Annotated in this window: 12 protein-coding genes; 5 read left to right on the top strand and 7 right to left on the bottom strand. The window is 61.0% G+C overall.

Annotated elements, in window-relative coordinates; translation table 11 throughout:
* Nucleotides 1–189 precede the first annotated feature (189 nt).
* Nucleotides 190–2,088: an FTR1 family protein gene (locus PMI32_RS27615; protein WP_008024309.1), complete on the top strand. Its 1,899-nt coding sequence runs from the start codon at nucleotides 190–192 to the stop codon at nucleotides 2,086–2,088.
* A gap of 126 nt (nucleotides 2,089–2,214) precedes the next feature.
* Nucleotides 2,215–2,670, top strand: a complete 456-nt coding sequence (locus PMI32_RS27620) for a YaiI/YqxD family protein (RefSeq protein WP_008024307.1) — start codon at nucleotides 2,215–2,217, stop codon at nucleotides 2,668–2,670.
* A 118-nt stretch (nucleotides 2,671–2,788) separates the two neighbouring features.
* Here PMI32_RS27620 and elbB read toward each other — a convergent pair whose 3' ends face one another.
* On the bottom strand, nucleotides 2,789–3,457 hold the full coding sequence (gene elbB / locus PMI32_RS27625) for an isoprenoid biosynthesis glyoxalase ElbB (RefSeq protein WP_008024305.1): 669 nt from the start codon (nucleotides 3,455–3,457) through the stop codon (nucleotides 2,789–2,791).
* Between the two features lie 115 nt (nucleotides 3,458–3,572).
* Here elbB and PMI32_RS27630 point away from each other — a divergent pair, with 115 nt between their 5' ends.
* Entirely contained in the window at nucleotides 3,573–4,808 is a 1,236-nt protein-coding gene (locus PMI32_RS27630) for a sterol desaturase family protein (RefSeq protein ID WP_008024303.1), read from the top strand.
* Here PMI32_RS27630 and PMI32_RS27635 read toward each other — a convergent pair.
* Nucleotides 4,789–5,421, bottom strand: coding sequence for a DedA family protein (locus tag PMI32_RS27635; protein WP_008024301.1), 633 nt, complete (start codon nucleotides 5,419–5,421; stop codon nucleotides 4,789–4,791). The genes PMI32_RS27630 and PMI32_RS27635 overlap by 20 nt on opposite strands.
* Before the next feature lie 208 nt (nucleotides 5,422–5,629).
* Here PMI32_RS27635 and hemB point away from each other — a divergent pair, with 208 nt between their 5' ends.
* Both hemB and ppk1 read left to right on the top strand, forming a co-directional pair.
* A complete protein-coding gene (gene hemB, locus PMI32_RS27640) occupies nucleotides 5,630–6,643 on the top strand; it encodes a porphobilinogen synthase (protein ID WP_008024300.1) in 1,014 nt (337 codons plus the stop codon).
* A gap of 18 nt (nucleotides 6,644–6,661) precedes the next feature.
* A complete protein-coding gene (gene ppk1 / locus PMI32_RS27645; RefSeq protein WP_008024298.1) occupies nucleotides 6,662–8,884 on the top strand; it encodes a polyphosphate kinase 1 in 2,223 nt (740 codons plus the stop codon).
* 256 nt (nucleotides 8,885–9,140) lie between these two features.
* Here ppk1 and ppx read toward each other — a convergent pair whose 3' ends face one another.
* The 5 genes from ppx to PMI32_RS27670 form a co-directional block, all read right to left on the bottom strand.
* Nucleotides 9,141–10,643 carry an exopolyphosphatase gene (ppx, locus tag PMI32_RS27650; RefSeq protein WP_008024297.1) on the bottom strand — a complete coding sequence of 501 codons (1,503 nt, stop codon included), beginning with the start codon at nucleotides 10,641–10,643 and terminating at the stop codon, nucleotides 9,141–9,143.
* A 235-nt stretch (nucleotides 10,644–10,878) separates the two neighbouring features.
* Nucleotides 10,879–11,616: an amino acid ABC transporter ATP-binding protein gene (locus tag PMI32_RS27655; protein WP_008024294.1), complete on the bottom strand. Its 738-nt coding sequence runs from the start codon at nucleotides 11,614–11,616 to the stop codon at nucleotides 10,879–10,881.
* The gene (locus PMI32_RS27660; RefSeq protein ID WP_008024293.1) at nucleotides 11,603–12,253 is read right to left on the bottom strand and encodes an amino acid ABC transporter permease; all 651 of its coding nucleotides are present in this window, start codon (nucleotides 12,251–12,253) and stop codon (nucleotides 11,603–11,605) included. The genes PMI32_RS27655 and PMI32_RS27660 overlap by 14 nt, the downstream gene beginning before the upstream one ends.
* The gene (locus tag PMI32_RS27665; RefSeq protein ID WP_008024292.1) at nucleotides 12,250–12,918 is read right to left on the bottom strand and encodes an amino acid ABC transporter permease; all 669 of its coding nucleotides are present in this window, start codon (nucleotides 12,916–12,918) and stop codon (nucleotides 12,250–12,252) included. Before PMI32_RS27665 ends, PMI32_RS27660 begins: the two co-directional genes overlap by 4 nt.
* A gap of 21 nt (nucleotides 12,919–12,939) precedes the next feature.
* Nucleotides 12,940–13,725 (bottom strand): transporter substrate-binding domain-containing protein, encoded by a 786-nt coding sequence (locus PMI32_RS27670; RefSeq protein WP_008024289.1) that lies wholly within the window; start codon nucleotides 13,723–13,725, stop codon nucleotides 12,940–12,942.
* Nucleotides 13,726–13,797 lie beyond the last annotated feature (72 nt).

Genomic DNA, 13,797 nt, shown 5'->3' with positions numbered 1-13,797 from the left:
GAAGGCTCGGCATTATAGACAGGGATAGTGGCGCGGTAATGGCTTTTTGATTGCTTTTAAACCGAAAGTGCCATCATCTGGAAAAAGCACCAATCGAGGTCTGCGACGGCGTTTCAGACAACAAAGCTTGAGCGAAACTCATTCGAAGTGAACAATGTGTTACTTCGTATTTCCAATTGAGATTCATTCATGACTGCCCCGTCCCGTTTCTTGGCCTGGCTGGTATTGCCGCTGTTTGCCTTGTGCAGTTCCAATCTGCTGGCCGACACCGTAGAAGGTGCGCCGCAAGCGCTGCATTTGCTTGATTACATCGGCGCCGATTACCCGGAGTCGGTCGAGGCCGGCAAAGTCATCAATGAGTCTGAATACCGCGAGCAGCTGGAATTCAGCAAGGTGCTGCAAGGCCTGATCGCTGCCCTGCCGGCCAAGCCGGAAAAAGCGGTGCTGGAGCAGGGTGTCAGCACACTGCGCAAATCCATCGCTGCGCGGCAGGACGGCTCGGACGTTTCCCGTCAGGCACGGCAGCTCGGTGCGAAGCTGGCGGTGGCCTATGAAGTCAGTCAGGCGCCGATCATTACACCGGACCCAACCCGTGGTGCGTCGATGTACACCCAGCATTGCTCGGTCTGTCATGGCGATGCGGGGGCCGGTGATGGCCCTGCCGGTGTCGGCCTGACGCCGCCGCCAGCCAATCTGCGCGATGCCGCGCGGTTGGACCGCCTGAGCCTGTACGCGATCTACAACACCTTGGGGATGGGTGTCGAAGGCACTGACATGCCGGCCTTCGCCGACCAACTGGACGATCGTCAGCGCTGGGACCTGGCGACCTACATCGCCGGTTTCAGTGCCGATCCGGCCGCAGCTGCATCTGAAAAGACCTACAACATCGCCGACCTGGCCCGTCAGACTCCGGCCGAAGTGCTGGCTGCCGAAGGCCCGCAAGCGGCAGCGACTTTCCGTGCGCAGCGTGCGCAACCGCCGCAGGTCAAGCGTGGCCCGGCGCAGTTGCTCGACTACACCGCTGCAACGCTGGACAAAAGTATCGCGGCCTATCGTGCCGGCGATCACGACCAAGCCTATGACCTGTCGGTGGCGGCGTACCTGGAAGGTTTCGAACTGGTCGAAAGCTCACTGGACAACGTCGACGCCAACGTGCGCAAGGACACCGAAAAATCGCTGATGGCGTACCGTCAGTCTTTGCAGGACGGTTTGCCGGTGGCACAGGCCCAAGAGCGTCTGGAGGCGGCCAAAGCCAAGTTGAAAGAGTCTGCCGGCCTGCTGGGCAGTGATGGCCTGAGTTGGTCCTTGAGTTACATCTCCGGTCTGCTGATTCTGCTGCGCGAAGGTCTGGAAGCGATTTTGGTGCTGGCGGCGATCCTTGCCTTCCTGCGCAACACCGGCCAGCAATCGGCGGTGCGCAGCGTCAACGTTGGTTGGGGCCTGGCGTTGCTGGCCGGTCTGGCGACCTGGGCACTGGCGGCGTACGTGATTGATGTCAGCGGCTCGCAGCGTGAATTGCTGGAAGGTGCGACAGCGCTGTTCGCCGCGGTCATGGTGCTCTGGCTCGGCGTGTGGATGCACGACCGTCGCCACGCGGCGGCCTGGCAGGATTACATCAAGAGCAGCCTGGTAGGCGGCGGTGGCCGTTTCGGTTTTGCGACACTGGCGTTTTTCTCGGTGTACCGCGAACTGTTCGAAGTGATTCTGTTCTACGAAACCCTGTGGTTGCAGGCGGGGCCGGCGGGGCATAACGCGGTGTTGGCGGGCGGGGCGACGGCGCTGGTGTTGTTGGTTGGCCTGGCGTGGGTGATCCTGCGGGGCTCGGCGAAACTGCCGCTGTCGCTGTTCTTCAGTATCAACGCCGGGTTGTTGTGCGCGTTGTCGGTGGTGTTTGCCGGTCATGGCGTGAAGGCGTTGCAGGAAGCCGGGATCTTCGGCACACGGCCGGTGCCGTTCTTTGACTTCGACTGGCTGGGCATTCACGCCGATGCGTATTCGCTGAGTGCGCAGGCGGTGGCGATCCTTGCGATCATTGTGTTGTATGGGCGTAGCTGGATGGCGGAGAAGCGGCGGGTGCCGGTTTCTTAAAAAGCATTCGCTGCGCTCACATTCGCGGGCAAGCCTCGCTCCTACAGGATTCGCGCGTTTTTTGTGGGCGCGTATAACCTGTAGGAGCGAGGCTTGCCCGCGAAGCTTTTAAAGGGGAAAAACTCTATGCGCGTGTGGATCGATGCCGACGCTTGCCCCCGGGCAGCGAAGGATCTGGTGGTGAAGTTCGCCCTCAAGCGTCAGTTCGAGGTGGTGCTGGTGGCCGGGCAGCCGCAGATCAAGCCGGGGCTGGCGCTGGTGAAGTTGATCGTGGTGCCGAGCGGGCCGGATGCGGCGGACGATTATCTGGTGGAACACGCGGTGCCTGGTGAGCTGGTGATCTGCAGCGATGTGCCGTTGGCGGACCGCTTGGTGAAGAAAGGTGTGGCGGCGCTGGACCCGCGAGGCAAGGAGTTCGACGCGCAGAACATGGGTGATCGGTTGGCGGTGCGCAACCTGTTCACCGACTTGCGTGAACAGGGGCAGGTGAGCGGCGGGCCGGCGCCGTTTGGCGAGCGCGAGAAGCAGGCGTTTGCCAATGCGCTGGACCGGATCCTCACGCGGCTGACCCGCAAATCCTGAACCCTGCTCTGAACCCCTGTGGGAGCGAGCCTGCTCGCGATAGGGCCGGCACATTCAACATTTATGTCGACGATTAGACCGTAATCGCGAGCAGGCTCGCTCCTACAGTTGGACGGTGTCAGGCGTCGTTTTCGTGGGTCAGTTCGAGCACGCGGTCGACCAGTTTGTTGATGCCGGACGCTGCTTCGCTGATCGATTGCGCCAGCATGTACGCCGGGGTGCTCACCAGCTTGCGTGCTTTGTCTTCAACGATGTCAGTCACTGCGCAATCCTTGTGAGTGGCGCCCATCTTGTTCATCGCGGCGGCGGTATCGGCGTCATTGCCGATGGTGCAGGTCACGCCCGGTCCATAAATCTTCGCGGCCAGCGCCGGCGAGATGCAGATCAGCCCGACCGGTTTGCCCGCTTCGGCAAACGCCTCGGTCAGGGCGAGAACATCGGGTTGCACGGTGCAGCCAGCGCCTTCGATGGCGAAGTTAGACAGGTTCTTCGCCGCACCAAAACCACCCGGCACGATCAGCGCATCGAACTCTTCGACGTCAGCTTCGCGAATATCCTTGATGTTGCCCCGGGCGATCCGCGCCGACTCCACCAGCACATTGCGCGACTCGGGCATTTCTTCGCCGGTCAGGTGGTTGATCACGTGCAACTGCGCGATGTTGGGGGCGAAGCACTGCACCTGCGCGCCGCGCTGATCCAGTCGCAGCAAGGTAATCACGCTTTCGTGGATCTCGGCGCCGTCGTAGACGCCACAGCCGGAAAGGATCACTGCAATTTTTTTGCTCATGGGCTTTTCTCCAGATTCATGGCGTTAAATGTCCACTAATTTGTCACTCGTTGCCATAGGTTCAATTCGCGGCTACACCTAGCATCTGTCCTCAAGATTCCGATCAGGGCGCGTCATGGACTTCATTCTGTATGCGGTGCCGTTCTTCTTTGTGCTGATTGCCGTCGAGCTGCTGGCCGACCGTTGGCGCGGGGTCAGCAACTATCGGGTGGCCGACGCGATCAACAGCATCAGCACCGGCGTGCTGTCGACCACCACGGGCCTGTTGACCAAGGGCGTGGGGCTGGTGACCTATGCCTTTGCGCTCAAGCATCTGGCACTGTTCGAACTCTCTGCCGACAGCGTCTGGGTCTGGGTGTTCGCCTTCGTTCTCTACGACTTCTGCTACTACTGGCTGCATCGCATGGGCCACGAACGCAACATCCTCTGGGCCGCACATTCGGTGCATCACCAGAGCGAGGACTACAACCTCTCCACGGCGTTGCGCCAGACCAGTACCGGTTTCCTGTTGAGCTGGATTTTCTACCTGCCGATGGCGGTACTCGGCGTGCCGCTGCTGGTGTTTGTCAGCGTCGCCGCGCTGAACCTGCTGTATCAATTCTGGGTGCACACCCGGCACATTCCCAAGCTCGGGTGGTTCGAGTGGTTCTTCGTCACGCCATCCAATCATCGGGCCCACCATGCACAGAACGCTCTCTACATGGATCGCAACTATGGCGGGGTGTTCATTATCTGGGACCGCCTGTTTGGCTCGTTCCAGGAAGAAGACGACAACGAACCGGTGATTTTCGGCGTGACCACGCCGCTGGCGAGCTGGAACCCGTTGTGGGCGAACGTGCAGTTTTACGCGCAGCTGTGGGATGACGCGCGACGGGCTGAAAGCACGTGGGACAAGCTGCGGATCTGGTTCATGCGCACCGGTTGGCGGCCAGCGGACGTGGCGGCGAAATACCCGATGAGCAAGCCGGACTTGAGCCAGTTCCGCAAATTCGAAGTGCCGCTGGACGGGCGTCAGCAGATTTATGTGCTGTTGCAGTTCTGCGTCTACATCGCGCTGGGCAGTTACTTGATGAACTTCGAGCCGCACCTGCCGACTGCTGCGCTGGTGCTCGGCTGGAGCGCCGTGGCGCTGGGATTGTTTACGTTGGGCGTGGCCCTGGAGAATCGCCCGTGGGCGTTGAAGCTGGAGCTGCTGCGGCTGGCGTCGAACGTGCCGCTGGTGTGGCTGGCGCCGCTGCTCGGGCTGTGGCCGGCCAGCGCGGTGGGCTGGGTCGGCCTGCTGAGTTACAGCCTGCTCAGCGGAATCGGTCTCTACTGTTGCAGAAACCGCTTCACTCGCTTGGCGTCTTGACCTCGGCGGCCTTGGCCTGTTCGGCTTTCAAGGCCTGCTCTTCGGCATAGACCTGCTTGGCCAGGCGCGCATTTTTCAAGCGGCGACGCAGCCACAGGCCGAAGCCCAGCACCAGCAGGGCGCCGAGCACCCACAGCTCATATTTCTTGACGCTGCCCAGCATGCCTTCGAGCACCGCGCCGAAGTGATAGGCCGCAGCCGCCAGTGCGGCCGCCCAGATCGCGGCGCCGATCCCGTTCAGCAACAAGTAACGTCCCGGCGGATAACCCGACAGGCCGATCGCCACCGGCATCACCGTGCGTAAACCGTAGACAAAACGGAAGCTCAGCACCCAGATGTCCGGGTGCCTGCGAATGTGTTCCAGTGCCCGGTCGCCCATCATCTGCCAGCGAGGCTTGCGCGCCAGCAACTTGCGGCCGTGCTTGCGTCCCAGGAAGTACCACAGCTGGTCGCCGGCATAACTGCCGAAAAACGCCACGACCACCACGATATTGATGTCCATGTATCCACGGAACGCGAGGAAGCCTGCGAGCACCAGGATGGTTTCGCCTTCGAAGAACGTGCCGAGAAAAAGGGCAAAGTAGCCGAAGTCATGCAGAAATTGTTGGAGCATTGTCTGGGTGCTGGCGAAATGAACGCGCAGCCTAACCCTTCGTGCACATTCATGAAAGTGTCCAAATGTGTCTCGACGTGAACATTTCCTACAAGGACAATGGAATGCGACTACGTGTCGCGGGGGTGCACACAACTGTAATACCACGGTCATAATGGCCGCTTATAACTGTCACGCTCGCCCGCCAGCGCGGGCTCAGGAGTCTGCCGTGAGCTTTACCCCCGCCAATCGCTTGTTTCCAGCCACCCGCCTGCGCCGTAACCGCCGTGATGATTTCTCGCGTCGACTGGTTCGTGAAAACGTCCTGACCGTCGATGACCTGATCCTGCCGGTGTTTGTGCTGGACGGTGAAAACCGTCGCGAAGCGGTGGCCTCGATGCCTGGCGTTGAACGCCTGACCATCGACCTGTTGCTGGAAGAAGCGGCCAAGTGGGTTGAACTGGGGATTCCAGCCGTGGCGCTGTTCCCGGTCACACCACCGGAACTCAAGTCGCTGGACGCCGCCGAAGCGTGGAACCCCGACGGCATTGCCCAGCGCGCCACTCGCGCCCTGCGTGCGCAGTTCCCTGAACTGGGTGTGATCACTGACGTCGCGCTGGACCCGTTCACCACCCACGGTCAGGACGGTATCCTCGACGAAGAAGGCTATGTGCAGAACGACATTACCGTCGACGCACTGGTCAAGCAGGCCCTGTCCCACGCCGAAGCCGGTGCTCAAGTGGTGGCCCCGTCGGACATGATGGACGGTCGCATTCAGGCGATCCGCGAAGCCCTCGAGCTGGCCGATCACGTCAACGTGCGGATCATGGCCTATTCGGCGAAGTACGCCAGCGCCTATTACGGCCCGTTCCGCGATGCGGTGGGTTCGGCGCTGAACCTGGGCAAAGCCAACAAGGCCTCCTATCAGATGGACCCGGCCAACAGCAACGAAGCCCTGCACGAAGTGGCGGCGGACTTGTCAGAAGGCGCAGACATGGTCATGGTCAAGCCAGGCATGCCGTATCTGGATATCCTTTACCGGGTCAAAGAAGAATTCAAAGTGCCGACTTTTGTTTATCAGGTCAGCGGTGAATACGCCATGCACATGGCGGCGATCCAGAATGGCTGGTTGAGCGAAGGGGTTATCCTCGAATCCCTGACCGCTTTTAAACGTGCAGGCGCTGATGGCATCCTGACTTACTTTGCCGTACGTGCTGCTCAATTGTTACGAGAGCAAAAATAGCCCTCCCAGGAACATTCGATGAATACCGAAGGACTCACTGAAGTTGCAGTACAAGAGGCTCAACCCGTGGTGGAGCCGATCGCCGAAACCCCGCCGGAGCTGGAACCTGCTCCACCTGCGGTGGTGATCGAAACCGCGCCGGCGGCGCCAGCGATTGTCATTCCGGGCCTGGATGACAGCAGCCTGTACATCCACCGCGAACTCTCGCAACTGCAGTTCAACATCCGCGTGCTGGAGCAGGCGCTGGACGAGTCCTATCCGTTGCTGGAACGGCTGAAGTTCCTGCTGATTTTCTCCAGCAACCTGGATGAGTTCTTCGAAATTCGTGTGGCCGGTCTCAAGAAGCAGATCACCTTCGCCCGTGAACAGGCTGGCGCCGATGGTCTGCAACCGCACCAGGCCCTGGCCCGGATCAGTGAGCTGGTACACGGTTACGTTGACCGCCAGTACGCCATCCTCAACGACATTCTGTTGCCGGAACTGGAGAAACATCAGGTCCGCTTCATCCGTCGCCGTTACTGGACCACCAAGCTCAAAACCTGGGTCCGCCGTTATTTCCGCGACGAGATCGCACCGATCATCACCCCGATCGGCCTCGACCCGACGCACCCGTTCCCGTTGCTGGTGAACAAGAGCCTGAACTTCATCGTCGAGCTCGAAGGCATCGACGCCTTCGGTCGCGATTCCGGTCTGGCGATCATCCCGGCCCCGCGTCTGCTGCCGCGAGTGATCAAGGTGCCGGAAGAAGTCGGTGGCCCTGGCGACAACTATGTCTTCCTGTCGTCGATGATCCACGCGCACGCCGATGACTTGTTCCAGGGCATGAAGGTCAAGGGCTGCTACCAGTTCCGCCTGACCCGAAACGCCGACCTTGCCGTCGACACCGAAGACGTGGAAGACCTGGCCCGCGCCCTGCGCGGCGAGCTGTTCTCCCGTCGCTACGGTGACGCGGTGCGTCTGGAAGTGGCCGACACGTGCCCGAAACACCTGTCCGACTACCTGCTCAAGCAGTTCAACCTGCACGAAACCGAGCTGTATCAGGTCAACGGTCCGGTCAACCTGACCCGCCTGTTCAGCATCACCGGCCTGGACAGTCAGCGTGAGCTGCAATACCTGCCGTTCACGCCGCAGATCCCGAAACTGCTGCAGAACAGCGAGAACATTTTCAGCGTGATCAGCAAGCAGGACATTCTGCTGCTGCACCCGTTCGAGTCGTTTACGCCTGTGGTCGATTTGCTGCGTCAGGCGGCGAAGGATCCGCACGTATTGGCGGTGCGTCAGACGCTGTACCGCTCCGGCGCCAACTCGGAAATCGTCGATGCGCTGGTGGATGCGGCGCGTAACGGCAAGGAAGTCACCGCGGTGATCGAATTGCGCGCGCGGTTCGACGAAGAGTCCAACCTGCAACTGGCCAGCCGTCTGCAAGCGGCCGGTGCGGTGGTGATCTACGGCGTGGTCGGCTTCAAGACCCACGCCAAGATGATGCTGATCCTGCGTCGCGAAGCTGGCGAGATTGTGCGTTACGCCCACTTGGGTACCGGCAACTACCACGCGGCCAACGCCCGCCTGTACACCGACTACAGCTTGCTGACCTCCGACGACGCCCTGTGCGAAGACGTCGGCAAATTGTTCAGCCAGCTGATCGGCATGGGTAAAACCTTGCGCATGAAGAAGTTGTTGCACGCGCCGTTTACCCTGAAGAAGGGCATGCTCGACATGATTGCCCGGGAGACGCAGTTCGCCCTCGATGGCAAACCGGCGCACATCATCGCCAAGTTCAACTCGCTGACCGATCCGAAGATCATCCGCGCGCTGTACAAGGCCAGCCAGTCCGGCGTGCGCATCGATCTGGTGGTGCGCGGCATGTGCTGCTTGCGTCCGGGCATCGCCGGGGTTTCGCACAACATCCACGTGCGCTCGATCATCGGCCGCTTCCTGGAGCACACCCGGGTCTTCTACTTCCTTAACGGTGGCGAGGAGCAGATGTTCCTCTCCAGTGCCGACTGGATGGAGCGCAACCTCGACAAGCGCGTCGAGACTTGCTTCCCGGTGGAAGGCAAGAAGCTGATCATGCGGGTCAAGAAAGAGCTGGAGCTTTATCTCACCGATAACACTCACAGCTGGAGCCTGCAGGCGGACGGTCGCTACATCCGCAACACGCCGACCGGCAACCAGAACCCGCGCAGTGCACAGGCAACGTTGCTGGAGCGGTTGGGCAGCCCGATTCTGGCGGTGCGTTAACCTTCACGCGGCATAAAAAAATGGCGATCCCTGCGGATCGCCATTTTTGTTTGCATTGACACTATTACTGTAGGAGCCGGCTTGCCGGCGATAGCGCCCTCGAAATCGCCATCGCCAGCAAGCTGGCTCCTACAGGTGTCGCCTGAGCGCACAGACCCGTAGGAGCGAGGCTTGCCCGCGAAGGCGTCCTCGAAATCGCCTTCGCCGGCAAGCCGTGCTCCTACAGAACCGTGTACGGCGAGCGTTTTTCGGTGGGTTATCGGACGTTGAGCACGAAACCCACACGCGTCAGCCATTCAGCTTCCAGCGCAAAGTCAGCCTGGGTCAGCTGGTTATCGTCCAGCCAGTTTTCCGGGAACAACACCTCCAGGCTGTCACCATTGGCGTGCAGCGCCACTTGAGGCATTTCCTGGGTGCCGCGGATGTGATGGAACAGGATCGCAAAGCGCAGCAGCACGCACAGGCGAATCAGCTTGATGCCTTCATCGCCAAAATCGGCAAACCGGTCCCGGGGAATATTGCGGCGGTGGCCACGCACCAGGAGCGCGAGCATCAGTTGGTCTTCGCGGGAGAACCCGGCGAGGTCCGAGTGCTCGATCAGGTACGAGCCGTGCTTGTGATACTGATAGTGAGCGATGTCCAGGCCCACTTCATGGACCTTGGCAGCCCAGCCGAGCAGTTCGCGCCAGACGCCGTCGTCCAGCTCCCAATCCTCCGCCACCTGATCGAACGCATGCAGTGCCTTGCGCTCGACCCGTGCCGCTTGCTCCAGATCGACGTGGTAACGCTCCATCAGCGAGCTGAGCGTGCGCTCACGGACGTCTTCATGATGGTGACGGCCCAGCAGGTCATAGAGCACGCCTTCGCGCAGAGCACCTTCGCAGTGGTCCATGCGTTGCAGTTCGAGGGCGTCGAAGATCGCTTCGAGAATCGCCAGGCCCGCCGGGAAAATCGCCCGGCGGTCAGGCTTGATGCCTTCGAAGTCGATTTTCTCGACGTCGCCGAGCTTGATCAGCTTGCGCTTGAGCCACGCCAGGCCTTGGGCGTTGACCTCGCCCGTACCGTGACCGCCGGCTTTCAGCGCCAGGCCGATGGCGCGGATGGTGCCCGAGGAGCCGATGGCTTCATCCCAGGTCAGGCGGTGCAGGGCGTGTTCGATGCTCATGATCTCCAGCCGCGCCGCCGTGTACGCCTGGGCGTAGCGGGCCGGGGTGATCTTGCCGTCCTTGAAATAACGCTGGGTATAGCTGACGCAGCCCATTTGCAGGCTTTCGCGCAGCAGCGGCTCGAAGCGCTGGCCGATGATGAATTCGGTACTGCCGCCGCCAATGTCGGCCACCAGGCGTTTGCCCGGCGTATCGGCGAGGGTGTGGGACACGCCGAGGTAGATCAGGCGCGCTTCTTCACGACCGGAGATGACTTCCACCGGGTGGCCGAGAATTTCTTCGGCGCGCCGGATGAATTCGACGCGGTTACGAGCTTCGCGCAAGGCGTTGGTGCCCACGATCCGCACGGCGCCGGGCGGCATACCGCTGATCAGTTGGGCAAAACGCTTCAGGCAATCGAGCCCGCGCTGCATGGATTCTTCGTTTAGGTGGCGCTCTTCGTCGATGCCGGCGGCCAGCTGAACCTTCTCCCCGAGACGCTCGAGAATACGGATTTCGCCGTTCTGGGCCTTGGCCACGACCATGTGAAAGCTGTTGGAGCCCAGGTCGATTGCGGCGATCAGGGACAGATTCTTGGCTTGGGATTGCGGCATGGTCAGGGGGTCTCGGTCGATAACCTCGACATCGTGCCACGATCAAACGCTGACGCCAACGCGTAGCGTTCAAAGCCTTGATCCTGAGCAGGAAAGCAGGTGGCTGCGGTGCAGCCAATCGCGGGCAAGCCCGCTCCCACAGGTTTTTGCGTCGAACACGCAATCCTGTTCCAGCACAGAACCCTGTGGGAGCGGGCTTGCCCGCGAAGGCGGCATTACTGGCTCTAGAAATACCTCAGGCTGTCGCTTCGACCGTCCCAATGAAATTCGCCAGCTCCACCGTCTGCGGGTTCGCGAACAGAATCTTCGGATCCCCCACCTCATGCACCTTCCCCTGATGCATGAACACCAACTTATCCCCAACCTCCCGGGCAAAGCGCATTTCATGGGTGACCATGATCAGCGTCATACCTTCCTTGGCCAGTTGCCGAACCACGCTCAGCACCTCATTGACCAGTTCCGGGTCCAGCGCCGAAGTAATCTCGTCGCACAGCAACACCTTCGGCGACATCGCCAGCGCCCGGGCAATCGCCACGCGCTGCTGCTGCCCGCCGGACAGCCGATCCGGGAACGCATCAAACTTCTCGCCCAGCCCGACCCGTTCCAGCATCTCCCGCGCCAACTCCACCGCTCTGGCCTTGGGCACTTTTTGCACCACTTGCGGCGCGAGCATCACGTTTTCGCCCACCGTCAGGTGCGGGAACAGGTTGAACTGCTGAAACACCATCCCGACTTTCTGCCGCAGGCTGCGCAAATCGGCACGCGCGGCATCGAGGTATTCGCCGTCGACTTCGATCACGCCGTCGTTGATCGACTCCAGGCCGTTCAGCGTGCGCAACAAGGTCGATTTGCCCGAGCCGCTGCGACCGATGATCGCCACCACCTGGCCTTCCTCGACGCTGAGGTCGATGCCTTTGAGTACATGGTGGTCGCCGTAATATTTATGCAGGGCGGAAATTCTAAGCAGAGGCATGCAGTCTCCTTTCCAGGTAGCGCGCACTGAGGGACAAGGGGTAGCAGAGCAGGAAGTAGCCGAGGGCGACGAGGCCGTAGACCATGAACGGTTCGAAGGTCGCGTTGGCGAGCATCCCGCCGGTCTTGGTCAGTTCGGTGAAGCCGATGATCGAGGTCACGGCGGTGCCTTTGACCACTTGCACCGAGAAACCCACGGTCGGCGCCACGGCGATGCGCAACGCTTGCGGCAGGATCACGTAGCGCAGTTGCTCCAGCGGGTTGAGCGCCAGGCTCGACGAAGCTTCCCACTGACCGTTGGGGATCGAATCCACGCAACCGCGCCAGATCTCCGCCAGGTAAGCGCTGGTAAACAGGGTCAGGGCAATCGCCGCCGCCATCCATGCCGAAATTTCCACCCCGGCCAGCGCCACCCCGAAAAACACCAGGAACAGCTGCATCAACAGCGGCGTGCCCTGGAACAGCTCGATGTAGGTGCGTGCAACGTTGCGCGGCAGGGCATTTTTCGAAATGCGCATGACCATGATCAGCAAGCCGATCAACCCGCCGCCGATAAACGCCACCAGCGACAGCGCCAGCGTCCATTGCAGGCCTGTGAGCAAGTTGCGCACGATGTCCCAGAACGTGAAATCGCTCATTGGCTGCTCCTTGCTATGTAACGACGACCGATCCAGTTCAGCAATTGGCGGATCAGCAGCGCCATGCACAGGTAGATCAGCGTGGTCAGGGCGTAGGTTTCAAAAGCGCGGAAGTTGCGCGACTGAATGAAGTTGGCGGCAAAGCTCAGCTCTTCGGTGGCGATCTGCGAACAGACCGCCGAGCCGAGCATCACGATGATGATCTGGCTGCTCAGCGCCGGCCACACCTTGCCTAGCGCTGGTAGCAGGACCACATGGCGGAAGGCTTCGAACCGGGTCATCGCCAATGCCGCTGCGGCTTCCAGTTGTCCGCGAGGGATCGCTTGAATGCCGGCGCGGATAATCTCGGTCGAGTAAGCGCCGAGGTTGATCACCATCGCCAGCACCGCCGCCTGCCATTCGGAAATCTGCACGCCCAGCGATGGCAAACCGAAGAAGATGAAAAACAACTGCACCAGGAACGGCGTGTTGCGGATCAACTCGACGTAAACCCCGAAGATCGCCGAGAACGGGCGGATATTCCACGCCCGCACCAGCGCGCCGACAATGCCCAGACCGACGCCGAGCACCGCGCCGATGGCCGTCAGTTCCAGAGTGAACAGCGCACCGCGCACGAGCAGGTCGGTGTTTTGCACCACCGGCAGAAAGTCGAACTGATAGGCCATATCAAATCTCCCGAGCGACGATCAGAGATCGGCCGGCAGCGGCTCTTTCAGCCAGGTCTGTGAGTTTTTTTCCAGCGCGCCGTCAGTCTTGGCGGTGGCGAGGATCTGGTTAACCTTGCCCAGCAACGCCGGCTCGTTCTTGTTTACGCCGACGTAGACCGGCGAATCCTTGAGCTTCACTTTCAGCGCGGGCACGCGTTTCGGGCTTTTCTCGCTGATTGCGACCATCACCACGTTGCCGCTGGCGATCAGGTCAACCTGCCCGGCGAGGTAGGCTGCGATGGTCGAGTTGTTGTCTTCGAAGCGCTTGATGGTGACGCCTTCGGGGGCGACTTTGGTCAGTTCGATGTCTTCGATGGCGCCACGGGTGACGCTGATGGTTTTACCCTTGAGGTCGTCCAGGCCTTTGATGGCGGCATCCGGCGGGCCGAACACCGCGAGGTAGAACGGCGCGTAGGCGCTGGAGAAATCGATGACTTTCTCGCGCTCGGGGTTCTTGCCGAGGCTGGAGATCACCAGATCGACCTTGCCGGTGGTCAGGAACGGGATGCGGTTGGTGCTGTTGACCGGCGTCAGTTCAAGCTTGACCTTGAGTTGGTCGGCCAGCAGTTTCGCGGTGTCGATATCGAGGCCGCGGGGTTTCATGTCCGGGCCGACCGAGCCGAATGGCGGGAAGTCCTGAGGCACGGCAACCTTGAGGACGCCGCGTTTGACCACATCCTCCAGACCGTCGGCGTGGGCGGGCACCTGGCTCAGCAGCAGGCTGGCGAACAGGGAGGCGAGGAGGGCGCTGTAACGCAGGGTCATGGCAAATCTCCGGATCGGCGAGGAATGATTTCTGCGGATCGACAGAGCACGGGCCATGCCAACATTGGGTTT

Source organism: Pseudomonas sp. GM60 (assembly GCF_000282415.1).
Taxonomy (GTDB): Bacteria; Pseudomonadota; Gammaproteobacteria; order Pseudomonadales; family Pseudomonadaceae; genus Aquipseudomonas; species Aquipseudomonas migulae.
This window is presented reverse-complemented; position numbering and strand designations above follow the sequence as displayed.

Bases quoted from the DNA above. Each gene is read 5' to 3' on its own strand.
- PMI32_RS27615 (WP_008024309.1), top strand. From the start codon at position 190: ATGACTGCCCCGTCCCGTTTCTTGGCCTGGCTGGTATTGCCGCTGTTT.
- PMI32_RS27620 (WP_008024307.1), top strand. From the start codon at position 2,215: ATGCGCGTGTGGATCGATGCCGACGCTTGCCCCCGGGCAGCGAAGGAT.
- elbB (WP_008024305.1), bottom strand. From the start codon at position 3,457: ATGAGCAAAAAAATTGCAGTGATCCTTTCCGGCTGTGGCGTCTACGAC.
- PMI32_RS27630 (WP_008024303.1), top strand. From the start codon at position 3,573: ATGGACTTCATTCTGTATGCGGTGCCGTTCTTCTTTGTGCTGATTGCC.
- PMI32_RS27635 (WP_008024301.1), bottom strand. From the start codon at position 5,421: ATGCTCCAACAATTTCTGCATGACTTCGGCTACTTTGCCCTTTTTCTC.
- ppk1 (WP_008024298.1), top strand. From the start codon at position 6,662: ATGAATACCGAAGGACTCACTGAAGTTGCAGTACAAGAGGCTCAACCC.
- ppx (WP_008024297.1), bottom strand. From the start codon at position 10,643: ATGCCGCAATCCCAAGCCAAGAATCTGTCCCTGATCGCCGCAATCGAC.
- PMI32_RS27655 (WP_008024294.1), bottom strand. From the start codon at position 11,616: ATGCCTCTGCTTAGAATTTCCGCCCTGCATAAATATTACGGCGACCAC.
- PMI32_RS27660 (WP_008024293.1), bottom strand. From the start codon at position 12,253: ATGAGCGATTTCACGTTCTGGGACATCGTGCGCAACTTGCTCACAGGC.
- PMI32_RS27665 (WP_008024292.1), bottom strand. From the start codon at position 12,918: ATGGCCTATCAGTTCGACTTTCTGCCGGTGGTGCAAAACACCGACCTG.
- PMI32_RS27670 (WP_008024289.1), bottom strand. From the start codon at position 13,725: ATGACCCTGCGTTACAGCGCCCTCCTCGCCTCCCTGTTCGCCAGCCTG.